Below are 26,925 nucleotides of genomic sequence, written 5' to 3'. Positions count from 1 at the left end.
TTCATTCTAGTCACTAAAAATAATAATAGATAATATTTATTCATCAGACAGGAGGCCCTCCTCCTGTAATCCCTCCAATGCGGCAGGGTCTGGTAATTGATCTTCAGAAAATTGATTTTCAGCATTAGGCCTTGCGAAGGCTGCAAAATTACTCGAAGTAGGATCGATTCCATGCCGACTTCTCGTTGTCTCCAAATCTTCATCACTAGGATCATCAAGAATTGCAGTAGAGCTTACGGCAGGTGATTGTGGCATATCAACTGTATAATCTGGCCGTAAATTCTGTGCTCTTCTGTAACCACCAGATTCTTCTGCAAGAATATCTGGATGAGGACCAGCCTCTGAGGATAATTCCTCCACAAAACCACTAAAACCTGTGCCTGCAGGTATTAATCTACCGATAATAACATTTTCTTTTAAACCTCTTAACCAATCAGATTTACCTTCAATCGCAGCTTCTGTAAGAACCCTAGTAGTTTCTTGGAACGATGCTGCTGAAATAAAGCTATCTGTATTAAGGGAGGCTTTAGTAATACCCAACAAAACAGGAGTAAATTCTGCTGGAGCTCCTCCTGTAATTGCCATTGCTTGGTTTGTATCTTCCACTTGCCTCAACTCTATGAGTTCGCCAGGCAAAAGAGTAGTATCCCCAGCATCTTCTATACGGACTTTACTTGTCATCTGTCTAACAATTACTTCAATATGCTTATCATCGATTGCTACACCCTGGGACTTATAAACATTTTGTACCTCACTTACCATACTTCTTTGTAGTTTTGATATGGATTCTCGAGCTGCATCTATCAGAGGTTTTTGATCTTTTAAATCATTGAAGTAGCAATCTAGTAGTTCATGTGGATTAATTGGACCATCAGTTAAAGATTCTCCACCTTTAACTTGTTGTCCATCACTAACCATTATATTTTTTCCAAGAAGAAGTTGATATTCATTAACTAAATCATCATTTTCAATAATTGATAAGGAAACTGATTCTTCATCATTACCTTGTTTGATCTGAACAATGCCAGATTTTTTACATAGAATTGCTGAATCTCTGGGTCTCCTAGCTTCTAATAACTCTTCAATGCGAGGTAGTCCTTGTACGATATCTCCAGTTTTCTGCCTTTCAAAAACAAGTAAAGCTAAGCCATCTCCCCTAAGAACCAAGTCTCCGTCTTTAACATGTAAAACTGAATCAGGTGAAACCATATAAGGCCTACCTAGTCTTAAGGTTACTGAACTATTGGAAATCTCCTCTATTTCTCCGCAAGAAGTTGATTTGACAGAAGCACTAATGGGATCACCATCGACTACACGATCACCAACTTTGACTATTCCTTCACCATTGATTTTAATTTTAATTTTATCTTCTTCTCTTACAACAATTAACCTTCTTATAGGCTCATCATCATCAACATTTGGTAATTTAACCAATCCCTTCTCCTTGCAAAGGATTTGAGTAGTAGCTATTACATCGCCTGCTTTTACTATTTGGTTATTATTGACTTGCAGTTCTGTATGTGTTGAGCCATGACTGGAGTCAGATATAGTATCTCTTCTTACAAGAATAGACTCCAATATTACTAAATTTAATCTATTGATTGATGCATCATTTTCATCTTCAATCGACTCGACGTCAATAGTCATTTGAGGAGTAGCATCAAAGCTTTCAATACTTAAATGTGTTCTAAGTAATTCAACCCCTTCAACTGATTTTATCAATTCACCGTCTTTATAAGTAAGCCTTTGGATAGCTTTTAAGCCTAACTGTGGACCTTTTTCTTGCTTAACATGTGATAATTGTGGTAAATCCGCCTGATCAGGAATAGTAAATTCTTCAACAGTTCTTAATAATAAGCCTCGACATTTTGGTGTTTCTAATTTTTGAACAAATAAAATTTCTTTATTATCAACACCATCTAAAATCTTTTCACCTGGATTCACAAGATTACCTTCTTCTGTATATCTATTCAAAATTTCTTCATCATCACACTCATGAAAAGTTCCATTTCTTACAGTTATTTCACGAAGGATATCATTTTTTTGCGTAACTGTAACAATGCCTGATGTTTGACTAAAAATATCTTTTACAACTTCTGTTCCAGCTTCAATCCATTTCATATCTTCAATCATTAGAAGAGATATATCCTTATTGATTTCATGTGTCTCTTGCGGAATCCAAAGCAATGTCCCTCCTTGACTTACTTCAAAACCATTTTTAGATGATCTCGCTTTTTTGACACTTAATCCCGGTGCATATTTTACTAAACCGCCAGTTTTTGTACGGAACCTTTCATCCGTTAAATCTGCTATTACCTCACCATTACTGATTTTATTTCCTGGAGAAATGTTTAAACGATAAGATGTACCATCACTTGATTCCAAATTATAAATTTGACCTGAGTGAGTAGATTCTTCAATTAATTTAAAATTAGTTAAAGACATAGAAGTAGTAACAATCTGAACTTCTCTTGAATCTCCTATTGATTCTCTTAGTCGAACTTGTCCGCCAAACTCACTTGATTGACTTGCTTCTGCCAAAACTGTCCCTTCATCTGCAGATTTTCCAGATGATATAACCGGTTTTGCATTTGGTGGCAAGTTATAAACATCTCCAGCTAAAACCCACAATCTACCTAATCTTTGAGCTTTTAAGGTAATATTACCCTGTCTATCTGTTACCTCCTTTGGTTGAATAACCTTGTCGTACCTAACTTGACCAGCCAAATCACAAATAACATCTTTTGTTGCTTTTTCAACACTCTTTTTCACCGCTCCAGCAGTAATCTGAGCAACAGTTATGTCAGAACTAATTTCTTCACCATCATCTACAAATAAAAGCGATCCACTAGAAACTTCAATTTTTTGAGCTTTGCCCGAATTATTTCCTTGAGGAACTATCTTGAGTATGAAATCAACTTCTGCTTGTTTAGCTTCTACGCCATGAGGAGTTCTATAACCTCGGACCTTTGCTTTTGAACTAAATTCAAACTTACCAGAAATTTTTGATCTTACAACTCCACTTTCGGCAGTTGATACACCTCCAGTATGGAAAGTTCTCATTGTCAATTGAGTTCCTGGCTCGCCAATAGATTGAGCAGCAATAATTCCTACTGCCTCGCCTAAATCAACTAAATGATTATGAGCCAACGCCCATCCGTAGCACCTCCTACAAACGGATCTGTTAGCTTCACATGTTAGTGGTGATCTTATTTTTACTTCACTAATAGATGCTTTCTCAATTTCTCCTGACAATGCTGGATCTATAGCAGTGTTTTGAGGCACAACAAGGTTTTCTTCAGCATCAAAAATATCCTCAGCTGTAAGCCTACCAAGAAGTCTTGCTCCAAATTTACCATCCTCAGCTGCAACAACTATTGATCGTTCTGTTCCACAATCTTCTTCTCTTACAATTACATCTTGAGCAACATCAACTAATCTTCTAGTCAAATAACCAGAATCAGCAGTTCTTAAGGCAGTATCCACCAAACCTTTCCTTGCTCCATAAGAAGAAATTACATATTCAGTAACAGTGAGTCCTTCTCTAAAATTAGTTCTTATTGGCAAATCAATGATTTCTCCTTGAGGATTAGCCATCAATCCCCTCATACCAACAAGTTGTCTTACCTGAGACATATTACCCCTTGCTCCTGAATTAGCCATCATCCAAACGGAATTTAGTGGATCATTTTGATTGAAATTATTCTTTACAGCATCTACCAATCTTTCATTAGTTTCTGTCCAGGTATCTATAACTTTTGTATGCCTTTCAACTTCAGTAATTTCACCAAGTCTATAGCATTCTTCTGTAGCAGATATTTGCTCTTCAGCTTGTCCAATTAAATCTTGTTTAGCTTCAGGAACTTTTAAGTCATCTACTGAGATGGAGACCGCAGCTTGGGTAGCATATTTAAATCCTAAATCCTTTAGATTATCTGCCATGGCTGCAGTTATAGCTGTTCCATGAGTTTTATAAGCCCAAGAGACTAAATTTTTTAAGGCTTTCTTATCAACTACCTTATTTTTGAATGATGGGGGTGTTTTAGCAAGAGCAGGCATTGTAACTGGATTGTTCTTTTTTGAGTTTTTAGTAGTTTTACGTACTTTGGATGTTTTTTTAGATTTAGATGAAGTCATGATTTTTAAGTGAATGAAAAATAGTTTTTAAAGATTACGTTCTAGATACAGAATCGATGATGGTATAGTTCATAACCACTCTCCCAACAGTTGTAAGCACAAATCTACTTATTAAATTATTATTAGAGTCAAATCTGTCCCTTCTTAAATTCCAGATTTCTAATCTTGAGCCATCTTCTAACTCTTGAGTTTTTTGTGGGCTACTCATTTCGTCTTCATCTTCAACTTCTCCATTAAATCTAACCCAAACCCATTCATGTAGGCTGAGTCTCTTATCTTCAAAGGCAAAAATGACATCTTCTAAGGAAGCAAAAGTAGTCTTATTATCTCCGAATTCTGGTTGTTGATAATTCGGTTGCAAAGCCGTCAGATAATAAGATCCTAAAACCATATCTTGTGATGGAGTCACAATTGGTTCCCCAGTGGCAGGAGAAAGAATATTATTACTAGCCAACATAAGCATGCGTGCTTCAGTTTGTGCCTCTAAAGCTAAAGGAACATGAACTGCCATTTGATCTCCATCAAAGTCAGCATTGAACGCAGGACAAACTAAAGGATGAAGTTGTATTGCTCTACCTCCAACTAATTTCGGTTCAAAAGCTTGAATTCCTAAACGATGGAGCGTAGGGGCTCTATTTAAGAGAATTGGATGCCCTTCAATAACTTCCTGAAGTACCTGCATAACTTCATCATCAGCTTTTTGTATTAATTTTTTTGCAGCTTTTATATTATTCACAATATTTTGTCGTATCAATCTATGGATTACAAAAGGCTGAAAAAGCTCTATTGCCATTTCTTTTGGTAGACCACACTGATGCATTTTTAATTTAGGGCCAACAACTATTACAGATCTTCCTGAATAGTCAACACGCTTTCCAAGAAGATTCTGTCTAAATCTTCCTTGTTTTCCTTCAATTATGTCACTTAGGGACTTAAGAGCTCTATTATTTGCTCCAACAACAGTCCTCCCTCTTCTTCCATTATCTATAAGGGCATCAACTGCCTCCTGAAGCATTCTTTTTTCATTTCTTACTATAATTTCAGGAGCTAAAATTTCTTGGAGCCTAGCTAGTCTATTATTTCGATTAATAACTCTTCTATATAAGTCATTTAAATCTGAAGTTGCAAATCTTCCTCCATCAAGCTGAACCATAGGTCTGAGATCAGGAGGAATAACTGGTATTGCATCTAAAACCATCCATTCTGGTTTTGCATTAGTTGCAATGAAATTATCAATAACTCTTATCCTTTTTATAAGTTTTGCCCTCTTTTGCCCTTTGCTATTAGTAATCTCTTCTCTAAGCTCCTCAGCAACCTGATTTAAATCAAGGTCCTCAAGTAATTGCTTCAGTGCCTCAGCACCAATTCCAACAAAAGGTTCATTTTCTATAGTTGAATCTTCAGCATAAATTTCATCTTCAATTTCCAGCCACTCATCCTCAGTGAGTAATTGCTTATATTTAAGTTCTTTGTGATCTCCGGGATCTAAAACGACATAACAATTAAAATAAACTATTTGCTCTACATCCCTAAGCGGAATATCCAAAAGTATTGCAACGTAACTAGGGATTCCTTTCAAATACCAAACATGGGAAACTGGCGCAGCGAGTTTTATGTAGCCCATCCTATGTCTTCTGACTCTACTTTCAGTTACTTCAACACCGCATCTCTCACAAACAATGCCGCGATGTCTAACCCTTTTGTACTTTCCACAGTGGCATTCCCAATCTTTAGATGGCCCAAAAATCTTTTCACAAAACAATCCATCCATTTCTGGTTTAAGTGTCCTGTAATTAATAGTTTCAGGTTTCGTAACTTCACCAACTACTTGTCCATTCGGCAATGTCCTCTGACCCCAATCCATTATTCTTTGTGGAGAAGCTATTGAAATTTTTACGTAATCAAAGTGATTTTCAGTTCTTAAGTTGCTGTTTGTCATTTTTGGCGAATTTAAATTAAAAGGTTTTAATTGAGTATTTAATCTTCCTCATATTCTGAGGTTCCGAGTGATTCGTAAGTAGGCCTTGATGGAGTATTTCTTCTCGGATTGATATCTTGCATTAAATCTACCTCTTTCCCTTCGTCTGTATAAACCCCTATATCCAAGCCTAGAGATTGTAATTCCCTCATAAGAACCTTGAATGACTCAGGAGTACCAGGCCTTGGGATTGGTTTACCTTTTACAATCGCATTAAGCGCTTCATTTCTTCCTTGCATATCATCAGATTTAACCGTTAACAACTCCTGAAGAGTATAAGCTGCTCCATAAGCTTCAAGAGCCCATACTTCCATTTCTCCAAGCCTTTGCCCACCTTGCTGAGCTTTACCGCCCAAGGGTTGCTGTGTAACCAAAGAGTAAGGACCAGTGGATCTTGCATGAATTTTATCATCCACCAAATGGACTAATTTAAGGAAGTGAGAGTATCCAACAGCAACTGGCTGATCGAAGGGTTCCCCTGTTCTACCATCTTTAAGTAATAACTTTCCAGGATCCTCAGGATTGTAAACCCATGCTTTACCAGGCTGTTTTGAAGCTTCCTCTAAAAATGCTTGAACAGTTTGATGTGATTTTTCAGCTCCATACATTTCATCAAATGGAACAACTTTAACCCGGCAATTTAAGTTGGAGGCTGCCCAGCCCATCAATAATTCAAAAACTTGACCTACATTCATCCTACTTGGAACTCCTAAAGGATTAAGAACTATGTCCACAGGGGTTCCATCAGGTAAATAAGGCATATCTTCTCTTGGCAAGATTCTGCTAATAATTCCTTTGTTCCCATGCCTCCCAGCCATTTTGTCACCTACTTGAATTTTCCTTCTCTGAGCCACATAAACTCTAACAACCATGTTGGCACCTGGAGGTAATTCATCACCTTGTTCTCTAGTATAAATTCGAACATCTAAAACCCTTCCCTTTTCAGTTTTGGGTACCCTTAGAGAATTATCTCTCACATCTCGAGCCTTTTCTCCGAAAATAGCTCTTAACAATTTTTCTTCAGGTGGTTGGTCAGATTCCCCTTTTGGAGTAACTTTTCCTACAAGAATATCTCCACTCTCGACAAAAGCACCAATCCTAATAATTCCCATCTCATCAAGATTATTCAAGCTTTCTTCCGAAATATTAGGAATCTCTCTTGTGATTTCTTCAGGTCCTAGCTTAGTTTGTCTTGCTTCAATTTCATATTTTTCAATGTGTACTGAGGTATATAAATCATCAGTTACCATCCTCTCGCTAACAAGTATGGCATCTTCATAGTTGTATCCCTCCCACGGCATGTAAGCAATTAAAACGTTTTGGCCAAGGGCTATTTCGCCTCCTTCACATGCGGAGCCATCTGCTAAAACCTGTCCAGATATAACTTTATCTCCAATTTTAACTATTGGTCTTTGGTTGAGGCAGGTATCTTGATTTGATCTTTGATATTTCTGAAGATAGTGAAAATGTTCATTACCCTGGTCATCCCTAACGACAATCTCATTAGCGTCTACATAAGATACAGTTCCATTAACTTTTGTTATAGGAACCATTCCCGAATCTCTGGCAACTTGAGATTCTAAACCCGTGCCAACTAAAGGACGTTCTGGCCTTAGCAATGGAACGGCTTGGCGTTGCATATTCGATCCCATGAGGGCTCTATTAGCATCATCATGTTCCAAGAAAGGAATAAGTGAAGTAGCAACTGAAATTACCTGAACCGGAGAAAGCTGCACGTAATCAACTTGATGAGGGGGAACTTTTTCAAAATCCTGTCTGTATCTTACTGGGATTAGATTTGCAATTATATTACCATCCTTGTCAGTTGCTACGTCTCCTGGTGCCACCCTACACTCATCTTCTAAGTCAGCAGAAAGATAAACCGGATTACCTTCCTTATTAACTTTACCGTTATTAACTTCCCAAAAAGGTGTTTCAATAAAACCGTACTCATTAACTCTTGCGTGAGTAGCTAAAGAATTTATAAGTCCTGCATTAGGACCTTCAGGAGTCTCGATAGGACATAATCTTCCATAATGTGATGGGTGAATATCTCGCACCGCAAAGCCTGCTCTTTCTCGAGTTAACCCCCCTGGACCTAATGCCGAGATTCTTCTCTTATGTGTTAATTCAGCTAGAGGATTAGTTTGATCCATGAACTGACTTAATTGACTGGAGCCAAAAAATTCTTTTATGGCAGCAACTAAGGGTTTGGGATTTACTAGTTGAGCAGGTGTTAAAGAATCTGTTTCGCCCACAGTCATTCTTTCTTTGATAATTCTCTCTAAACGATTAAGTCCAACCCGAACTTGATTTTGAAGAAGTTCTCCTACAGATCTAACCCTTCGATTACCAAGATGGTCAATATCATCCAAACTAGCGCCGCCGATATCCAATTCAAGATTAATTAAATAATCAATGGTAGAAAGAACATCTTCATGGGTAAGTGTTCTCACATCGTCTGGAACGGTGAGTCTCAATTTTTTATTTATTTTATATCTACCAACTCGGCCTAAGTCATATCTTTTGGGATCAAAGAATCTACTGTGCAATAGCTGCTGTCCGCCAGAAACGGAGGGTGGTTCACCAGGACGTAGCTTCTTGTATAGCTCAAGTAATGCCTGATCTTCTGAATTAATACCCTCGTCATTAGCTGAGTCAATTGAGTTTTGATAAAACTCAGGATGCCTAAGTTTATCGACCACATCATTATCTGAGAGACCCATCGCTCTCATAAGAACATGTGCATTAATTTTTCTAGTTTTATCAACTCTCACATAAAGCAAATTATTTTTGTCAGTCTCGAATTTTAACCATGCTCCTCTATTAGGAATAACACTAGCGTTATAAGTTCTTCGACCATTTTTATCCAGTTCATCTTTGAAATATACTCCAGGACTGCGAACAATTTGATTAACAATAACTCTTTCGGCTCCATTAATAATGAAAGTTCCTCTTTCAGTCATTAATGGTAGTTCGCCAATAAATACCTCTTGTTCTTTAATTTCCCCTGTCTCTTTATTAATTAACCTGCAAATTACATACATCTGGGATGCAAATGTAGCATCTCTTCTTTTAGCTTCCTCAACATCATGTCTAGGTCTTTTTAACTTGTACTCTTCACCAATAAAATGTAACTCTAACTTACCCGTGTAATCAGAAATCGGGGAGAAATTTTGTAATTCTTCTATTAAACCCTTTTCTAAAAACCATTTAAAGCTTGCTCTTTGTACTTCAACTAAATCTGGTAGATAAGTAGCTGTTTTTGCTACCTGTAAAGCGCTACTGCTCATCCAAGAAACCTGCGATTTTGTGAGATTTACTATTTACTTTTAATTTACTCAATAATTAGTTCTTTAACTTTTAACTTAAAATAAGATCAACCATTAAATCTCGATTTCAACAAAAAAACAATCTAATAAAGAATAATTAAATTTTGATTAATGCTGATAAATCATTAACTTTGTAAGTTAAAGTCAAAAAATTAAGAAAATTTTCCAGTAATTCCTTATCTTAACAGTTTCTAGGCCTACTTAACAAGTCAAATTTAAACAAATCTTCAGCATTCTTGTATGACTCTCTAGCAATTGTGGTTAATTCAGTAGATCTTAAATCTGCCATAAAATTGGCGACATTTTCAACAAATGCAGGTTCATTTCTTTTACCCCTATGAGGGACAGGAGCTAAAAATGGTGAATCAGTTTCAATTAAGTATTTATCATTTGGCACTATTTTGGCACACTCATGAATTTCATGTGCTTTTGGGAAAGTTACTATACCACTAAAACTTATGTAAAATCCAAGATCTAAAAATTGCTTCATTTCTTTTGGTGTTCCTGTCCAACAATGAAGTACACCATCAGGACATTTTCCTTTTTTAGAAAGATCACTACATATCTCAATCATTTCATTTGCAGCATCTCTGCAATGGATGATTACTGGTAATTGAAGTTCATGAGCTAACTCCATTTGCGGAATAAGTGCTTCAATCTGCTGAATTTTATTTTCATTTTTGAAAAAATCCAAGCCTAATTCTCCGATAGCTACAACTCGTTTATCTTCAAGAGCTGATTTTCTTAGAAGAGATTTTGAAGTTTGTTCCCATTTTTTCGCTTCTAGCGGATGCAAACCAACTGAATAGTAAATTTCATTAAATTCATTGGATATTTTTTTCAACTTTGGAATTTCTGTTAATTCACAACAAGCATGAACTAATTTTTTTACACCTCTTAAACGCAATCTTAAAACAACATCTTCAAGATCTCTCTCAAAATTTTCAAATATTAAATGACAGTGCGAGTCTATGAGTTCTATATCGCTCATAATTATAATCTGTCTTTTTACTAAGTGGTAAGAGTAGTTTTTACAAAATTATTGATTTTCGATTTTTTATTAGCACCGTTATTTTTGTGAAGAACATTTTTTTTAACTGCTTTATCAATTAAGCTAAAAGCTTTATTAAGACTTGTTTTCACTAAATTTTTATTCTCCTCATTAGGGTTCTTTTTATATTTTTCGCAATTCTCTAAGGTTTTTTTGGTTAAAGTCCTAACAGTAGATTTATATGACTTATTTATTAAACGATTTCTTTCGGCGATTTGTATTCTCTTTTTTGCTGATTTGTTATTGGCCACAGAGGGTGCATAAATAGAAGATTATTATCATAACAAATAAATCGACTACTAATCAATCATATATAATTTAAAAGTTATTAAATTGAGTTTTAAGCCTTTCTACTATTTGAAAAATTAAACAAATGAAGATCATAAATAATAAAAAAGAAGCTATTGAAGAATTAAAAAGGATTTCTACTCGAACTAATTCAGATAACAATAATAAAATAAATACAATTGTTGAAGAAATTCTTCAAGAGGTAAAAATTTCTGGAGATATAGCAGTAAAAAAATATACAAAAAAATTTGATGGTTTCGACCCTAACCCTATGCAAGTGAGTTCGGATCAAATAAAAAATGCATGGGATGAAATTGATAACAATTTGAAGCAGTCACTTATGGTAGCTCATAAAAGAATTCAAAAATTCCATGAAAAAGAAATTCCTCAATCTTTCACCATAAAAGGTAAATTTGGTGATACCGTCCAAAGAAGATGGAGACCAGTTAAATATGCAGGTATTTATATTCCTGGAGGTAGAGCTGCTTATCCAAGTACAGTTTTGATGAATGCAATACCTGCAAAAGTAGCAGGAGTAGATGAAATTATAATGGTATCTCCTGGAAATAAAGAAGGGAAAATAAACAAAACTGTTTTAGCTGCAGCCCACTTATCAGGAATCAATAAAGTATTTAGAATTGGAGGAGCTCAAGCGATTGGTGCTTTAGCATTTGGCACAAATCAAATCAATAAAGTTGACGTCATTTCAGGCCCAGGAAATATCTATGTTACGACTGCAAAAAAACTTATTTATGGCTCTACAGGGATTGATTCTTTAGCTGGTCCAAGTGAAATATTAATCATTGCAGATGAAACAGCTCAAAGCACTCATATAGCGTCTGATCTACTAGCGCAAGCAGAGCATGATCCTTTAGCTTCATCAATACTTCTTACTACATCAAAGAAACAGGCAAAAGAAGTTCTAGAAGAAGTCTATAAAAAAATAGATGATCATCCGAGAAAAGAAATTTGCATGCAATCAATAAAAAATTGGGGTTTAATTGTGATTTGCGAGAATTACGAATCATGTATTGAACTAAGCAATAACTTTGCCCCTGAGCACCTAGAAATTATTACTATAGATTCACAAAAAATTCTTGCAGGTATAGAGAATGCTGGAGCGATATTTTTAGGACAATGGACCCCAGAAGCTGTTGGAGATTATCTTGCTGGGCCAAATCATACTTTACCTACATCAGGAAATTCTAGATTTAGCGGTTCTTTGGGGGTTGAAACTTTTATGAAAAATACTTCAATAATAGAATTTAATGAAGAAAGTTTAAAAGTTAATTGTCTTGATATTATTAATCTTGCTAAAAGTGAGGGCTTACATAGCCACGCTAACTCTGTACAAATAAGATTTGAAGATTAGCTAGCTCTGGCGGGTGAGTAAACCAATGGAATGTTGTTTTCAATTTTGCCAACTAATACTTTGTCTGTAAGATCAACAAATAACCCATTTTCTAATACTCCTGGAATATTATTAATCTTCATTTCGATATCTTTTGGATTTTTAATACCATCATTAAATAATACATCTAAGATGAGATTGCCTTGGTCAGTAACAACTGGGCCAGCTTTTTTAGTAGCCATTCTTAAAGAAGAACTGCCATTCATTTCTGAAATCACTTCCTGAACTTGCTTCCAAGCATTTGGAAGGACTTCTACAGGTAAAGGGAAAGATTTATTTAGATTTTGTACAAGTTTAGTTTCATCAACAACAATCAACAATTGATTAGCTTTAGATGCCACTAACTTTTCTCTAACATGGCATGCTCCTCCTCCTTTTATTAATTGAAATCCTGGATCAACTTCATCTGCTCCATCAATAGCTAAATCAATTTGAGATACAGAAGCTAAATCGATAAGCGGAATATCCAACTCAAGCGCTAAAACTTCTGATTGAAAAGAAGTTGCAACACCTCTTATATTTTGAAGTTTGCCAGAACTTATTTCATCCGCAAGGCTTTTTATCATTAACGCAGCTGTAGATCCAGATCCTAATCCGAGAATCATGCCACTCTTTACTTCTCTTATTGATGCATCAGCAACAACTTTTTTCATTTGAGTTTGTAAATCCAAAATCTTTTCTCTAATGTTTATAAATTATTAAATTTCAATAGTTGCTTTATGTCAAACCAGGCAGAGGTTCAGGTTTTATATTTATCTGTATCTCTTTATTATCTCTCAAAATATCTAAAAGAAATACTTTTCCTATCTGAGCTTTTTCTACTTCATCCAGTAAAGCCTTAGGTTCTTTTATAGAGATATTTTCCGCTGCAATTACTAAATCACCTCTCCTTAAACCAGCTTTTTCAGCGGGGCTATTAGGCATTACTGATTGAATTAGAGCTCCATTTCTTTCAGGTAATTGAACTAACGAATTGGGGTCTCGATTATGTTCTTTAGCGATTCTAGGATTTAAAGAAACCAATTGTACCCCTAAATATGGATGAATAACTTCCCCATTCTCAAGAAGCTGATCAGAAACACTTTTAGCTAGATTAATGGGAATCGCAAAACCTAAACCTGCTCCAGGGCCACTTCTTACTAATGTATTAATTCCTATTACCTCACCATTGGAATTAATGAGTGGTCCCCCAGAATTGCCTGGATTTATTGCCGCATCAGTCTGGATAAGATCAAGCCTTTTATCTGAAAATCCTAAACTATTAATATCTCTATGCAAGCTGCTAACAATTCCTAAGGTAACTGTTTTTTCAAGGCCATAGGGAGTACCAAGAGCTATTGCCCAATCCCCAACTTCAAGATCTTCAGAATTTCCAAGTGGTGCAAAACCAGAATAAGCATCTTCATCAATTTTTACTAGAGCTAGATCAGTTACTGCATCTGTTCCTAAAACTTGACCTTCACAAATAGATCCATCTGCCAGAGTAACTGAAACATTATCTACTCTTTCTACGACATGAGCATTCGTAAGAACCAAACCATTCTCATTAATGATCACACCAGAACCTTGACCTCTCTCCCTTTCAGGAGTAATTCCTTGCTCGCCAAGTAAGTCCCTTAATAGTGGGTCAAGTAAAGTAGGATCAAATTGTTGCCTCTCTACCAACCGCTCAGTATCAATTTTTACAACTGCAGGGGCAATATTTTTAACTGCTGATGATACGAAATTATGACTTTCAAAAGAAGTCAAAGCTAAAACTTCAGCATTTTGAAAGAAATTGAGTATAAAAAAACAACTAATAATGAAAATTTGGATTAAATTAATAAATTTAATCTTGAGATACTTCATTTAATTAATAGTTTTTTTAATTTTATTGACAAATCTAATTGAAGAAAAAGATTATTGTTGTTTTTTTGTTTACATCCATAAAATACAAATTTTTGAATTTTTCTTTAGAAAAAACTTCTTTATGTGTGAAAATAAATTTTAAATAAATTTATGAATAAATTTGAATAAAGAAAACAAAAGTAAACTAGAGGTTCTATTAGAAAAAGTTGCTAATGAACGGGATTTAGAAATCTACAGTTTAAATATACAAACTAATCAAAATCCAATTGTTATTGAAATAACTATACGAAAAACTAATGGAGATGACATTTCATTAGATGATTGTGCGCTATTTAATACCCCAGCATCTGACGAAATAGAAAAATCAAATCTTTTGAATTGTTCATATGTGTTAGAAATTAGTAGTCAAGGGGTCAGTGATGAATTAACCTCAGAAAGAGACTTCAAAACTTTTAAGGGTTTTCCAGTTAATGTTGAGTTAAACCAAAAGAATTCAAAAATAAAATTCGTGAATGGTTTACTTTATGAAAAGTCTAATGATTATTTAGCTATTAACATTAAAGGTAGGATAAAGAAAATCCCTTTCGATGAAGTATTAAAAATTAGTCTTAGTACTTTACAAGATTAATTATTTTTCAACCATTATTCAATTTTCCCATCATAGATGGCATTAGTTATTCTCCCAGGTTTAAACAATCTTATTGAAGATATTAGTGAGGAAAAAAAGTTGCCTCCTAATGTCGTTGAAGTAGCCTTGCGCGAAGCTTTGTTGAAAGGATACGAAAAATATAGAAGAACTTTTTACATTGGAATTAACGAAGATCCATTTGATGAAGAATACTTTAGTAATTTTGATGTTGGATTAGATCTAGATGAAGAAGGTTATAGGATCTTATCAAGTAAAATCATTGTAGAAGAAGTTGAGAGCGAAGATCATCAAATATCATTAGTAGAAGTTAAACAAGTAGCTGATGATGCTCAAATAGGTGACACAGTTGTTTTAGACGTTACTCCAGAAAAAGAGGATTTTGGACGAATGGCTGCTTCAACAACAAAGCAAGTTTTAGCTCAAAAATTAAGAGATCAACAAAGAAAAATGATCCAAGAAGAATTTGCAGATTTGGAAGATCCTGTTTTAACTGCAAGAGTTATAAGATTTGAAAGACAATCAGTAATAATGGGAGTAAGTTCTGGTATTGGAAGGCCTGAAGTAGAAGCAGAACTTCCTAAAAGAGATCAATTACCAAATGATAATTATAGAGCTAATGCAACTTTCAAAGTATTCTTGAAAGAAGTTAGCGAGATAGCCAGAAAAGGACCACAACTTTTTGTAAGCAGAGCAAATGCTGGATTAGTCGTTTATTTATTTGAAAATGAAGTGCCGGAAATTCAAGAAGGCACGGTAAAAATTGTTGCCGTTTCAAGAGAAGCTAATCCTCCTTCAAGAGCTGTTGGGCCAAGAACAAAAGTAGCTGTTGATAGCGTCGAACAAGAAGTAGACCCTGTAGGTGCTTGTATTGGAGCAAGAGGAGCAAGAATCCAACAAGTAGTAAATGAATTAAGAGGAGAAAAAATTGATGTTATTAAATGGTCATCTGACCCAATACAATATATTTTAAATTCTTTAAGTCCTGCTAAAGTCGATCTCGTGAGACTTGTTGACCCAGAAGGTCAACACGCTCATGTACTAGTGCCTCCCGATCAATTAAGTCTAGCTATAGGTAGGGAAGGACAAAATGTAAGACTTGCAGCAAGATTAACTGGTTGGAAGATTGATGTTAAAAATTCTCATGAATACGATCAGGAAGCAGAAGATGCTGCAGTATCTGAATTAATCATTCAAAGAGAAGATGAAGAGAATCTCCAGCGAGAAGCTGAGCTTAGACTAGAAGCAGAACAAGCTGAGCGTGCTGCAGAAGATGCAAGATTAAGAGAGCTTTACCCTCTTCCTGAAGATGAAGAAGAATTCGCAGAAGAACAATACGGAGGAGATGAATTCACAGATAATGATCAATTAGAGACTGTTAAAGATACTGAGATATCTGCCAAAGAGGAGAAAAAACGGTGATACAACAACTCCCTGTTATGCGTGTATGCATTTCATGTAGAAAAACATATGATAGGAAAGATCTTTTAAGAATTACTAAAGATCATAAGCAAGGTACCATGCTTCAAAAGGGAATGGGGCGATCAGCTTACATTTGCAAGTCAAAAAAATGCTATTCAGATTCCAAGATCAAAAAAAAGCTTCAAAAAGCTTTAAAAACATTTTTAGAACCTGAATTTATTGAAATTTTTGAAAAAGAAATTACAAGCTACAATAACTATCCCCATTAAGGGAATATAATTAAATTAAATCCTCTTTAATTTAAAAAAGAGTACAAATCAGATTAAATGACTATCAGCGATAAAATCAGAATTTACGAACTTTCCAGAGACTTGAATCTGGAAAATAAAGATATACTGGATGCCGCTCAAAAACTTTCAATTTCAGTAAAAAGCCATAGCAGTTCTATTAGTGCAGAAGAGGCAAAAAAAATTAAAAATCTTATTAATAAAAAGAATTCAGATAAAACAATACTCTCCATTAATAAACCTTCAATTAAAAAAGATAATTTCAAACAAAATAAAGAAGATAAATCTTCTGTTATCTCTTCTAAAAAAGGGAAACCTCTCAAAGATAATTCAAACAAAAAACCATTATTGATAAAGCCACTTAACAAGCCTGAGAGTGTAAAAATAATTTCAAATCAATTTAAAAATCCAAATAAACCTAATATTATAAACAGTTCACAATCTCAACCAAATCTTATAAATACAAAAATAAATAGTAAACCTTCACAGAATTTCAACCAAGATAAAAAAACTTTCGGAAATAATACCACCCCACCTATCAAAAGTCCGGCAAAACCACCTATTCAGCTAATTGCAAAGCCTAAAAATATTAATAATAATATCAAATCTAATGAATCTTCCAAGAGCATCTACAATTCAAGGGATAAAAGACAACTATCAAACAAACCTAATCAAAATACGAGCAAACCAAAAACAAAAGATTTTAATAATAGAGTAAATACCCCTGAGCTCGTAGGAGCTCCAATAAGAAGAGAAGATCCAAAAATAAATCCTAATAAGCAAAACATTACTTTTAAACAAACTGCCTCTAACAGACCCGGTTCTCCCAGCAGACCTGGCATGCCCAATAAGCCTGGTTTAAGAAACAAACCTGCAGATCAAGGCAGACCTGGTTCATTTAATAGGCAAGGTAATCCCAATAGACCTAGTTCTCCCAACAGATCTGGCATGCCCAATAGGCCTGGTTTAAGAAACAAACCTTCAGATCAAGGCAGACCTGGTTCATTTAATAGGCAAGGTAATCCCAATAGACCTAGTTCTCCCAACAGATCTGGCATGCCCAATAATAGGCCTGGTTCTAAATTCAATGGCCAAAATTCCTCTAGGATTAGAAAGCCAGTATCACCTAACGAACTTTTACAACTTCAAAAAAATAATAACTCTGAGAAAGACAAATTAGGTATTAATAATAACGCAAAACAAAATATCGAGGTATCTCAGCAGAAGGTGAAAGCGCCTAATAGTCGTCCAAACACTGCTCCGGGTTCCAAAAAACTACCTCATAGAGCATTTACAAATAATTCTAAAAAACCTGGGAAGACAGACTGGGACGATAGCGCAAAACTTGAAGCATTAAGAAGCAAAAATCCCCAAAAACAAAGACAGAAAGTTCATATTATTGGCGATAATGATGATTCATTAACATCTGAGACTAGTGGATATTCAGGAGAAAAAATTTCAATCTTATCAGCCAGTTTAGCGCGTCCAAAGAAAGAAAAGTCAGATGAATCTAAATCTCAAAAAGCTATAAAACAATTTAAAAAGAAGAAAAAAGAGACTACTAGGCAAAGACAGAAAAGAAGAGCTATGGAGTTAAAGGCTGCCAAAGAAGCCAAACAAGTCAGGCCTGAGATGATAATAGTACCCGAAGATAATTTAACAGTTCAAGAATTAGCTGATAAATTAAGTCTTGAAAGCTCTGAAATAATCAAATCTCTTTTTTTCAAAGGAATAACTGCAACTGTTACTCAATCACTCGACTTAGCAACTATTGAGACAGTAGCTGAAGAATTTGGGGTCCCTGTTTTGCAAGATGATATCCAAGAAGCTGCTGAGAAAACAGTAGATATGATTGAATCTGAAGATATTGAGAACTTAATAAGAAGACCACCCGTTATTACGGTGATGGGTCATGTAGATCATGGGAAAACAAGTCTTTTAGATTCCATCAGAGAATCAAGAGTAGCTTCGGGGGAAGCAGGGGGCATCACTCAACACATAGGAGCTTATCAAGTTGAATTTGAACATGAATCTCAAAAGAAAAAATTAACTTTTCTTGATACCCCTGGTCATGAAGCCTTTACTGCAATGAGAGCAAGGGGTACAAAAGTTACAGATGTAGCAGTTCTTGTAGTTGCTGCAGATGATGGTTGCAGACCTCAAACGCTTGAAGCTATCAGTCATGCAAGAGCTGCAAAAGTGCCAATTGTTGTTGCAATAAATAAAATTGACAAAGAAGGGGCATCTCCAGACAGAGTAAAGCAGGAACTATCAGAAAAAGATTTGATTGCTGAAGATTGGGGCGGAGATACAGTGATGGTTCCAGTAAGCGCTATCAAAAAACAAAACATTGATAAATTACTCGAAATGATTTTATTAGTTTCAGAGGTAGAAGATTTACAAGCTAACCCTAATAGATTCGCAAAAGGTACTGTTATTGAAGCCCACCTAGACAAAGCAAAAGGGCCTGTTGCTACTTTGTTAGTACAAAATGGGACCTTGAAATCTGGGGATGTTTTGGCTGCGGGTTCAGTCCTTGGGAAAATTAGAGCAATGGTTGATGAAAATGGTAATAGAATTAAAGAAGCAGGACCATCATTCCCAGTGGAAGCGCTAGGATTCAGTGAGGTACCCACTGCAGGAGATGAATTTGAAGTCTACTCTGATGAGAAAACTGCTAGAGCCATTGTCGGAGACCGGGCAACAGATGCTAGAGCCATAAAATTAGCTCAGCAAATGGCCTCTAGAAGAGTCAGCTTATCATCCTTATCAACTCAAGCAAATGATGGAGAACTAAAAGAGTTAAACTTAATCCTCAAAGCTGATGTTCAAGGTAGTGTTGAAGCAATATTAGGATCACTAGAACAATTACCAAAAAATGAAGTTCAAGTCAGAGTCCTACTTTCTGCTCCTGGAGAAATAACTGAGACAGATATAGATCTCGCTGCTGCATCTGGGTCAGTAATCATTGGATTTAACACCTCATTGGCTTCTGGCGCGAAGAGGGCAGCTGATGCTAATGACGTTGATATAAGAGAATATGAAGTAATCTATAAACTCTTAGAAGATATTCAGTTGGCCATGGAAGGTCTACTTGAACCCGATCTTGTCGAAGAATCATTAGGACAAGCTGAAGTTAGAGCAACTTTTGCAGTCGGTAAAGGAGCTATTGCGGGCTGTTATATACAAACTGGTAAATTACAAAGGAATTGTTCGCTGAGAGTTATTAGATCAGAGAAAGTAATATTTGAGGGCAATTTAGACTCTCTAAAAAGAGCTAAAGATGATGTAAAAGAAGTAAATACAGGATTTGAATGTGGAGTTGGCTGCGATAAATTCTCATCATGGATTGAAGGAGATGTAATCGAGGCATTCAAATTTGTAACCAAAAAGAGGACCTTATCTCAATAATTAAACATCTAGCCTATTAATCTTTATTTCTGTCAAAGATTAATAAAGTAGGAAATATTACACAAGCACCCAACTGAATGAGAAGGTTATTTTGCTGTAATTCAGTTCCGCTTGCAATTCTGGTAAGCATAATTAAAAGTCCCAAAAATGCAGAACCGCTAAAAGCTATCCACAATACTCTTCTTAATCCCTTATAAGGAGCTTGGGATTCCTTTAATAATTTATTTCTCAATTTAGGATCTATTTTTGACATAAATTCTTTAAATTATAAGATTAAGTCTATATGAAAAATACAATATTTAATTTGGCCGGTATAGCTCAGCGGTAGAGCAACTGTCTCGTAAACAGTGGGTCATTGGTTCAATTCCAATTATCGGCACTTACAAAGCAAAATAAAATGGTTAATAAAATTTTAAAAATTAGTTATTTTAATTATTTATTTTTATTACTCTTATATTTTATTTTGGCCAAAGAAGTTATATTTCGTTTGATGAAGGTTTTTATTCAATATAACCTAGATGGATTAAACCTTCTCAAAGTATGCTGGATTTATATGATTTCTAATATCTGAATTAAATAAAATTTTCGCGAGTATTTTCTTTGAATTTTTAATTTCTCCAAATTAGTAATAAAGTAGTTAGATTCTTAAAGAAATAAATTCATTAAATTTCATGACATGAATTTTAATTTGAAGTTCGAAAAATTAAATAAAAAAATTTACCAAAGAGAGCACTATGGAAAAATACTAACTGTAAGATTGCCATGTAATCCAATATTTCCAATTGGACCTATTTATTTAGCAGACCATATTCATAAATGTTTTCCAAATTTAGAGCAGCAATTCATTGATCTGGCGATTATTCCATCTAATAAAGTTTCCAAATATTTAGCTCGAAAAATTGATTATTTTAGACCACATCTCATCATTTTTTCATGGAGAGATATACAAATTTATGCACCTGTAGATGGTAGAAGTGGAAATCCCCTACAAAACTCTTTTGAAGTTTTCTACTCAAAAAATATCCTTAAAAAAATTAGAGGTTCTTGGGGAGGATTAAAATTAATTGCATCTCATTATGGAGAAATATACAGAAATACCTCTTTAGTCAAGATGGGACTAAAAAGAGCAAAAAAATACAATAAAAATGTAAAAGTAATTTTAGGAGGTGGGGCTGTTAGTGTCTTCTATGAACAATTGGGAAATCTTCTCCCAAAGGGAACTGTAATTTCAGTTGGAGAGGGAGAAAATCTCATAGAAAAAATCATTAGAGGAGATTCAATAGAGGAAGAAAGATGTTACATTGCTGGACAAAAACCTCGCAACAAATTAATACATGAACAACCCTCAGGCATTGTTAAAACTGCCTGCAACTATAAATACATTAAATCAATATGGCCTGAATTTGATTGGTATATAGAAAGTGGTGATTATTACGTGGGGGTACAAACAAAAAGAGGTTGTCCTCATAATTGCTGTTTCTGTGTTTACACAGTTGTTGAGGGGAAAAAGGTTCGGGTTAATCCTGTAAAGGAGGTTATCGAAGAAATGAAGCAATTATATGATATTGGAGTACGGGGATTTTGGTTCACTGATGCACAGTTTATTCCAGCCAAAAAACATATTCAAGATGCAAAAACACTTTTGCAAGCAATTAAGGATCAAGGCTGGGACGATATTAATTGGGCTGCATACATCAGAGCAGATAATATTGATGCTGAGCTAGCTCAGCTTATGGTTGATACAGGTATGAGTTATTTTGAAATAGGTATCACGTCGGGATCGCAAGAACTAGTTAAAAAAATGAGATTAGCGTATAACCTTGAAACTGTATTAAATAATTGCAGAATGCTAGTCAAATCAGGTTTTAAGAATCATGTTTCAGTCAATTATTCATTTAATGTTTTTGATGAAACGCCCAGCACCATAAGACAAACAATTGCTTACCATAGAGAATTAGAAAATATTTTTGGTAAAGGCTTAGTTGATCCAGCTATATTCTTTATAGGTTTGCAACCTCACACTCTTCTTGAGAAGTACGCCTTGGAACATAAAATTTTGAAGCCAAATTATAATCCAATGAGCATGATGCCCTGGACAGCGAGAAAACTTCTTTGGAATCCAGGCTCACTAGGGAAAAAACTTGGTCAAGTTTGCTTAGAAGCTTTTGACAATCCTGACGACGAATTTGGCAAAACAGTTATCGACATTCTTGAGAGAGAATATGGAAAGTGCTCCTTAAAAGAATCCCTAAAAGTTCGTCCTTTATCAGAAAGGAAATTAGCTCACTCTAAAAAATAAATTAAACGGTTATTAATCCTCTTTCTCAATTGAACTAGAAATTCCTTTAGATTTTAATGATTCTGAGTAGAATTCTGCGGGCTCTAAATCACAAACAATTACTAAACCCACCCCCGTATTGTGTGCTTCAAGCATTATGGCAGTAGCATCTTGTTCACTTAATTGCGGTACAACTTCTCTTAATGAAATAGTGACATACTCCATAGAATTAACTGGGTCATTATGAAGTAAAACCTTATATTTTGGAGATTTATTTTTTAATTCAACAGGTTCCTTTTCAATAACCGCTGAATTATTGTTTACACTTTGTTCTAACTTTATAGATGCCATTAAATTTATTAGAGTTTAAATTATATTTGTAATTATATATTAATTATTCTTTCCATTGCATCAAGGACGTTTGATCGTGAGTTAAATGCTGACAAGCGAAAATAACCCTCTCCTGCTAATCCAAATCCGCTCCCAGGTGTTCCCACTACACTAACTTTTTGGAGAAGGAAATCAAAAAAGTCCCAAGATGTCATTTGATCTGGAACTTTAATCCAAATATAAGGAGCATTATCCCCACCATAAACTTTATATCCTGAATTCTGAAGTTTATTTTTCATTATTTTTGCATTTTCCATATAAAAATCAATTAAGCCTCTCACCTGTTTCTTCCCTTCAAGAGAATAAACAGCCTCTGCACCTTTCTGAACAACATAACTTACTCCATTGAACTTTGTAGATTGTCGCCTATTCCAAAGAGGCCATAACTCTATTTCCTCATTTATTGAGCTCAAACCTTTGAGATTTTTAGGTATTACTGTAAAAGCACATCTAACTCCAGTGAATCCTGCATTCTTTGAAAAAGATCTAAATTCGATAGCACAATCCTTTGCTCCATCAATCTCATATATTGAATGTGGAATATCATTATCTTGAATAAATGCTTCATAAGCTGCATCAAAAAGTATTAGGGATTTGTTTTGTAGAGCATAGTCAACCCACTTTTTCAAGTCTGCTTTACTAATCGTCGCCCCAGTCGGGTTATTTGGGAAACAAAGATATAAAATATCAACTTTTTTTTCTGGTAGTTCTGGCAGAAAGTTATTCCCCTCGTTTATTGCAAGATATGTCAATCCTTGATAAGTACCATTTTCAAGAGAATCACCAGTTCTCCCTGTCATAACGTTACTATCTACATAAACTGGGTAAACAGGATCTGTTACAGCAATTGAATTATCTTTGCCAAGAATATCTAAAATATTGCTACTATCGCATTTAGAACCATCTGAAACAAAGATTTCTTCAGGTGTAATTTGACAGCCTCTCGAAATAAAATCATGCTCAGATATTTTTTCTCTGAGCCAAGAATAACCTTGTTCTGGTCCATAACCTCTAAAACCATCCGTTGTTCCCATTTCATCTAAAGCTTTACCCATAGCCTCAATACATGCTCTAGGTAATGGTTCTGTAACATCTCCAATGCCAAGCTTAATAATTTCAGCATTCTTATTTGATTGCGAATATATTTTTACCCTCTTAGCAATTTCAGGGAATAAATAGCCTGCTTTGAGTTTTAAATAATTTTCGTTTACTTGAACCACTTTAGATAAAAAATTTCACCAATATAAGAATAATGTATCAATGTGCTTTAGTGGTGATTAGATGTTAATATTACTTTAGTTATGATTAATCTCAGATATTATCATAGCTATGAATTCAATTTCAATTAGTTTGAAAATCGTTTAAAGCTTTATAAATAGCATATTTCAATCACAATTAATTTTAAAAAGTAAAAAATAAAAGCTATAAAAACTTGCTTTATTGAAAAATAAAATCTAATTATTTAATTTAGATGATTTTCAAAATCCAAATCATTCATAATCAACTATATGTCTCAGCAAATTATCATCGCAGAGCAGGCTCGAATAGCAGCACTACTTACAGATGATCGAGTTGATGAATTAATCGTCGCACAAGGTCAATATCAAATTGGCGATATTTTTTTAGGAACAGTTGAAAATGTTCTCCCTGGCATTGATGCCGCTTTCATAAACATTGGTGAAAGTGAAAAAAATGGATTCATCCATGTTTCAGATTTAGGTCCACTAAGACTCAAAAAAGGAACTTTTGGAATAACTGAATTACTAGAACCAAAACAAAAAGTTCTAGTTCAGGTAATAAAGGAACCCACAGGATCTAAAGGTCCCAGACTAACCGGAAGTATTTCAATTCCAGGAAAATATTTAATATTACAGCCATATGGCCAAGGAGTAAATATTTCAAGAAAAATAAATACAGAAACAGAACGAAGCCGTTTGAAAGCTCTTGGGGTTTTAATAAAACCACCCAGCACAGGCTTGTTATTTAGAACAGAGGCTGAAAAAATAAAAGAAGAACTTTTAATTGAAGATTTAGAACAATTAATTCAACAATGGGAAAATATACTAAAAGTTTCTGAAGCTTCTAATCCACCAAATTTGATAAAAAGAGATGATGATTTTTCCCTTAAGATCTTAAGAGATTATATTAAAGAATCAACTAAAAGCATAATTATTGATAGTAAGTTTTCAGTTGCAAGGGCAAAAGATTTTTTAGTAAATTATGAATCTGATATAGATATCGAATTCCACGATAACAATTTAAACCAACATATTTTCGAGAAGTACGAAATAAAGAAAACAATTCAAAAAGCTCTCCAGCCGAGAGTAGACCTTCCTTCGGGAGGGTATATCATTATCGAACCTACTGAAGCTTTAACAGTAATCGACGTAAACTCAGGATCATTCACAAGATCCGCAAATTCAAGACAAACCGTTTTGTGGACAAACTGCGAAGCCGCAGTTGAAATCTCAAGGCAAATGAAATTAAGAAATATTGGTGGAGTTATAGTAATAGATTTTATCGATATGGAATCTAGAAGAGATCAATTTCAGTTACTTGAACATTTTACCTCAGCAATAAAAGATGATTCTGCTAGGCCTCAAATAGCTCAGCTTACTGAATTAGGCTTAGTAGAGTTAACCAGAAAAAGACAAGGTCAAAATATATATGAATTATTCGGTAAAAAATGCTCTGCATGCGATGGTACCGGACATTTAGAAAATATATTAAATCACGAAATTTCTAACTTAAAAATTAAAAATTTTGAAAATAAATCTAATCAATCAAACAATCTAAAATCTTCAGATACAGATACTTATCAATCAACTGATGAGCAGGAAAAAATAATTGACAAGGAATTAATTAACTCCAAAGATCTAAGTAAAGAGAATTCATCTAATAAAAAAGAAAAAGAAAATGATAATTCCAACCTGTCAAATTCAAAAGAAAAAAATATAATCACAGTTGATCTTACAAATGAAGAAAAAATTGTATTCAGTCAATTAGGTATTAATCCACTTGTAAAGTTGGGGAAAGATTATCTTACCAGCAATAATTTTGTGCGATTAAAAGAAAGTAATAAAGAAAAGGAAAAAACCTTAGATAATAAAAAAACAAAAGCAAAACAAATTAAAAAAATCTCAAAATCGGGAGAAGAAAATATTCAAATTAAAATTGAAGCAAATGCAAATTCTAAGGATAAATTAACAAATAAAACTAATGAAAATAATGAAGTTACATTAACAGACAAAAAGGATGAAATTGAACTTACAGATGAGCTAAAAAATGCAAGAAAAAGAAGAAGAAGATCTTCAGCAAGCATTGAATAAAGTATTCGAAGTTGGATTAGATGAAGTTGGAAGGGGAGCAATTTTTGGTCCCGTTTTTGCAGCAGCTGTAGTATTAACTGAAAAAAATAAATTTATCTTAAAACAATTTGGAGTAACAGATAGTAAAAAACTAACCCCAAAAAAAAGAAAATTACTTTTACAAAAAATTTTATTACTTTCTTCAGATTATGGAATTGGGCAATCTTCGGCCAGAGAAATAGATAAGTTAGGTATCAGGGTTGCGACGGAACTGTCAATGATAAGAGCTTTAAAAAAATTAAAAGAAAAGCCATCTGAATTAAAAATTGATGGTCCCTTATTATTAAGGCCATGGGACGGAATTCAGAAAAACATATTATCTGGAGACTCAAAGTTTATCTCGATAGCTTCAGCAAGCATAATTGCCAAAGTTTCTCGCGACAATCTAATGGAGAGGTTAGAAAAAAAATACTCAGGATACTTGATATTTAAAAATAAAGGTTATGGAACAAGAGAGCATCTTTCATTAATCAAAAAAAATGGCTTAACTGAACTTCATAGGAAAAGTTTTTTAAAAAAATCAAATCTTCTTTAATTCACACCAATCTAAAAAGTCTTTTACGAGTTGCTGTTGAACCCTTGACTTTATACCCAACAGAATCCCATTTAATACCGAATGACCAGTAGATTCCAAAATTTTCCTTGGTACCAGCTTCAGTAGAGGAGGTTGGCTTACAGATACCCCAAGAAGCGCTTCACCTTCTAAACCAATAGTAGTTGCTTCCAAATTTGCTTTCAAAATAAGATTAAAATCATCTATCATACCCAAACCATCCAATGTACTTTCAAGAGCACTCATTTTTAAAATTCCACCTTTATTTTCTACCGCAATTGAGACAACAGGGTTAATATCTAATTGAAAAACCTTAAAACTTGTTACTGTATACTTATATCTACCTACTCCTTCTGCTACTAATTTTTTGGAGTCAAGCATTGCTCCAACAACTCTTTCTTCTTCCAAAAGATATTTAGAAAGATATTCTTTATTACGTGTTACAGAAAGCTTGAGTTTCTGTTTAGCATCAAAAGACAATAGCATTTTCTATATTCCTCCAATGCTTATTTGATTTCTTTTTTT

At 34.4% G+C, this 26,925-nt stretch carries 19 protein-coding genes and 1 tRNA gene; 9 read left to right on the top strand and 11 right to left on the bottom strand.

From position 1 onward, the window contains the following. Positions 1 to 36 precede the first annotated feature (36 nt). The 5 genes from EV02_RS01795 to rpsT all read right to left on the bottom strand — a co-directional run bounded on the left by EV02_RS01795 (position 37) and on the right by rpsT (position 10,749). On the bottom strand, positions 37 to 4,137 hold the full coding sequence (locus tag EV02_RS01795) for a DNA-directed RNA polymerase subunit beta' (protein WP_032520118.1): 4,101 nt from the start codon (positions 4,135 to 4,137) through the stop codon (positions 37 to 39). Between the two features lie 34 nt (positions 4,138 to 4,171). Next, positions 4,172 to 6,076, bottom strand: a complete 1,905-nt coding sequence (locus EV02_RS01800) for a DNA-directed RNA polymerase subunit gamma (protein WP_032520117.1) — start codon at positions 6,074 to 6,076, stop codon at positions 4,172 to 4,174. A 38-nt stretch (positions 6,077 to 6,114) separates the two neighbouring features. Then, positions 6,115 to 9,408: a DNA-directed RNA polymerase subunit beta gene (rpoB, locus tag EV02_RS01805; protein WP_032520116.1), complete on the bottom strand. Its 3,294-nt coding sequence runs from the start codon at positions 9,406 to 9,408 to the stop codon at positions 6,115 to 6,117. Positions 9,409 to 9,628: 220 nt separating this feature from the next. Beyond that, positions 9,629 to 10,438, bottom strand: a complete 810-nt coding sequence (locus tag EV02_RS01810) for a TatD family hydrolase (RefSeq protein ID WP_032520115.1) — start codon at positions 10,436 to 10,438, stop codon at positions 9,629 to 9,631. A gap of 20 nt (positions 10,439 to 10,458) precedes the next feature. Beyond that, entirely contained in the window at positions 10,459 to 10,749 is a 291-nt protein-coding gene (rpsT, locus tag EV02_RS01815; RefSeq protein ID WP_032520114.1) for a 30S ribosomal protein S20, read from the bottom strand. Positions 10,750 to 10,871: 122 nt separating this feature from the next. Here rpsT and hisD point away from each other — a divergent pair, with 122 nt between their 5' ends. Continuing rightward, on the top strand, positions 10,872 to 12,158 hold the full coding sequence (gene hisD, locus EV02_RS01820) for a histidinol dehydrogenase (RefSeq protein WP_032520113.1): 1,287 nt from the start codon (positions 10,872 to 10,874) through the stop codon (positions 12,156 to 12,158). Here the strand turns inward: hisD and rpiA are convergent. Next, positions 12,155 to 12,868 (bottom strand): ribose-5-phosphate isomerase RpiA, encoded by a 714-nt coding sequence (rpiA, locus tag EV02_RS01825; RefSeq protein WP_342665565.1) that lies wholly within the window; start codon positions 12,866 to 12,868, stop codon positions 12,155 to 12,157. The two genes, hisD and rpiA, sit on opposite strands and share 4 nt — an antisense overlap. Positions 12,869 to 12,914: 46 nt before the next feature. Continuing rightward, positions 12,915 to 14,045, bottom strand: a complete 1,131-nt coding sequence (locus EV02_RS01830) for a trypsin-like peptidase domain-containing protein (protein WP_032520112.1) — start codon at positions 14,043 to 14,045, stop codon at positions 12,915 to 12,917. Between the two features lie 160 nt (positions 14,046 to 14,205). On the opposite strand from EV02_RS01830, the gene rimP reads away from it, so the two are divergent. Genes rimP through infB form a run of 4 tightly spaced genes read left to right on the top strand, consistent with a single transcriptional unit; the run spans position 14,206 to position 19,811 of the window. Beyond that, complete coding sequence (gene rimP, locus EV02_RS01835) at positions 14,206 to 14,673, top strand: ribosome maturation factor RimP (protein ID WP_032520111.1); 468 nt, start codon at positions 14,206 to 14,208, stop codon at positions 14,671 to 14,673. Positions 14,674 to 14,709: 36 nt separating this feature from the next. After that, positions 14,710 to 16,113: a transcription termination factor NusA gene (gene nusA / locus EV02_RS01840; protein WP_032520110.1), complete on the top strand. Its 1,404-nt coding sequence runs from the start codon at positions 14,710 to 14,712 to the stop codon at positions 16,111 to 16,113. Then, positions 16,110 to 16,382 carry a YlxR family protein gene (locus EV02_RS0108875; RefSeq protein ID WP_080724858.1) on the top strand — a complete coding sequence of 91 codons (273 nt, stop codon included), beginning with the start codon at positions 16,110 to 16,112 and terminating at the stop codon, positions 16,380 to 16,382. Before nusA ends, EV02_RS0108875 begins: the two co-directional genes overlap by 4 nt. A 57-nt stretch (positions 16,383 to 16,439) precedes the next feature. Beyond that, entirely contained in the window at positions 16,440 to 19,811 is a 3,372-nt protein-coding gene (gene infB / locus EV02_RS01845) for a translation initiation factor IF-2 (protein WP_032520109.1), read from the top strand. Positions 19,812 to 19,827: 16 nt separating this feature from the next. Here infB and EV02_RS01850 read toward each other — a convergent pair whose 3' ends face one another. Next, a complete protein-coding gene (locus EV02_RS01850; protein WP_032520108.1) occupies positions 19,828 to 20,064 on the bottom strand; it encodes a DUF3493 domain-containing protein in 237 nt (78 codons plus the stop codon). Between the two features lie 54 nt (positions 20,065 to 20,118). Between EV02_RS01850 and EV02_RS01855 the strand changes: the two genes are divergently transcribed. Then, positions 20,119 to 20,190, top strand: a tRNA-Thr gene (locus EV02_RS01855). A gap of 297 nt (positions 20,191 to 20,487) precedes the next feature. Then, on the top strand, positions 20,488 to 22,110 hold the full coding sequence (locus EV02_RS01860; RefSeq protein WP_032520106.1) for a photosystem II high light acclimation radical SAM protein: 1,623 nt from the start codon (positions 20,488 to 20,490) through the stop codon (positions 22,108 to 22,110). 12 nt (positions 22,111 to 22,122) lie between these two features. Here EV02_RS01860 and clpS read toward each other — a convergent pair whose 3' ends face one another. Both clpS and EV02_RS01870 read right to left on the bottom strand, forming a co-directional pair. Then, a complete protein-coding gene (clpS, locus tag EV02_RS01865) occupies positions 22,123 to 22,440 on the bottom strand; it encodes an ATP-dependent Clp protease adapter ClpS (RefSeq protein WP_032520105.1) in 318 nt (105 codons plus the stop codon). A 32-nt stretch (positions 22,441 to 22,472) separates the two neighbouring features. After that, positions 22,473 to 23,699 (bottom strand): LL-diaminopimelate aminotransferase, encoded by a 1,227-nt coding sequence (locus EV02_RS01870; RefSeq protein WP_032520104.1) that lies wholly within the window; start codon positions 23,697 to 23,699, stop codon positions 22,473 to 22,475. Positions 23,700 to 23,987: 288 nt separating this feature from the next. Between EV02_RS01870 and EV02_RS01875 the strand changes: the two genes are divergently transcribed. After that, a complete protein-coding gene (locus EV02_RS01875; protein ID WP_032520103.1) occupies positions 23,988 to 25,808 on the top strand; it encodes an Rne/Rng family ribonuclease in 1,821 nt (606 codons plus the stop codon). Continuing rightward, the gene (locus EV02_RS01880) at positions 25,765 to 26,382 is read left to right on the top strand and encodes a ribonuclease HII (protein WP_032520102.1); all 618 of its coding nucleotides are present in this window, start codon (positions 25,765 to 25,767) and stop codon (positions 26,380 to 26,382) included. Before EV02_RS01875 ends, EV02_RS01880 begins: the two co-directional genes overlap by 44 nt. Here the strand turns inward: EV02_RS01880 and EV02_RS01885 are convergent. Next, the gene (locus tag EV02_RS01885; protein WP_032520101.1) at positions 26,368 to 26,886 is read right to left on the bottom strand and encodes a DUF1997 domain-containing protein; all 519 of its coding nucleotides are present in this window, start codon (positions 26,884 to 26,886) and stop codon (positions 26,368 to 26,370) included. The two genes, EV02_RS01880 and EV02_RS01885, sit on opposite strands and share 15 nt — an antisense overlap. Positions 26,887 to 26,925: the final 39 nt, after the last annotated feature.

The sequence above is a fragment of the Prochlorococcus marinus str. SB genome, from assembly GCF_000760115.1.
Lineage (GTDB): Bacteria > Cyanobacteriota > Cyanobacteriia > PCC-6307 > Cyanobiaceae > Prochlorococcus_A > Prochlorococcus_A marinus_D.
Note: the sequence above shows the minus strand (reverse complement) of the source record. Positions and strands in the feature narration are given on the sequence as shown.

Bases quoted from the DNA above. Each gene is read 5' to 3' on its own strand.
- hisD (WP_032520113.1), top strand. From the start codon at position 10,872: ATGAAGATCATAAATAATAAAAAAGAAGCTATTGAAGAATTAAAAAGG.
- EV02_RS01875 (WP_032520103.1), top strand. From the start codon at position 23,988: ATGTCTCAGCAAATTATCATCGCAGAGCAGGCTCGAATAGCAGCACTA.
- EV02_RS01885 (WP_032520101.1), bottom strand. From the start codon at position 26,886: ATGCTATTGTCTTTTGATGCTAAACAGAAACTCAAGCTTTCTGTAACA.
- EV02_RS01830 (WP_032520112.1), bottom strand. From the start codon at position 14,045: ATGAAGTATCTCAAGATTAAATTTATTAATTTAATCCAAATTTTCATT.
- clpS (WP_032520105.1), bottom strand. From the start codon at position 22,440: ATGGCATCTATAAAGTTAGAACAAAGTGTAAACAATAATTCAGCGGTT.
- EV02_RS01860 (WP_032520106.1), top strand. From the start codon at position 20,488: ATGAATTTTAATTTGAAGTTCGAAAAATTAAATAAAAAAATTTACCAA.
- infB (WP_032520109.1), top strand. From the start codon at position 16,440: ATGACTATCAGCGATAAAATCAGAATTTACGAACTTTCCAGAGACTTG.
- EV02_RS01850 (WP_032520108.1), bottom strand. From the start codon at position 20,064: ATGTCAAAAATAGATCCTAAATTGAGAAATAAATTATTAAAGGAATCC.
- EV02_RS01795 (WP_032520118.1), bottom strand. From the start codon at position 4,137: ATGACTTCATCTAAATCTAAAAAAACATCCAAAGTACGTAAAACTACT.
- rpoB (WP_032520116.1), bottom strand. From the start codon at position 9,408: ATGAGCAGTAGCGCTTTACAGGTAGCAAAAACAGCTACTTATCTACCA.
- EV02_RS01880 (WP_032520102.1), top strand. From the start codon at position 25,765: ATGCAAGAAAAAGAAGAAGAAGATCTTCAGCAAGCATTGAATAAAGTA.
- nusA (WP_032520110.1), top strand. From the start codon at position 14,710: ATGGCATTAGTTATTCTCCCAGGTTTAAACAATCTTATTGAAGATATT.
- EV02_RS01810 (WP_032520115.1), bottom strand. From the start codon at position 10,438: ATGAGCGATATAGAACTCATAGACTCGCACTGTCATTTAATATTTGAA.
- EV02_RS01800 (WP_032520117.1), bottom strand. From the start codon at position 6,076: ATGACAAACAGCAACTTAAGAACTGAAAATCACTTTGATTACGTAAAA.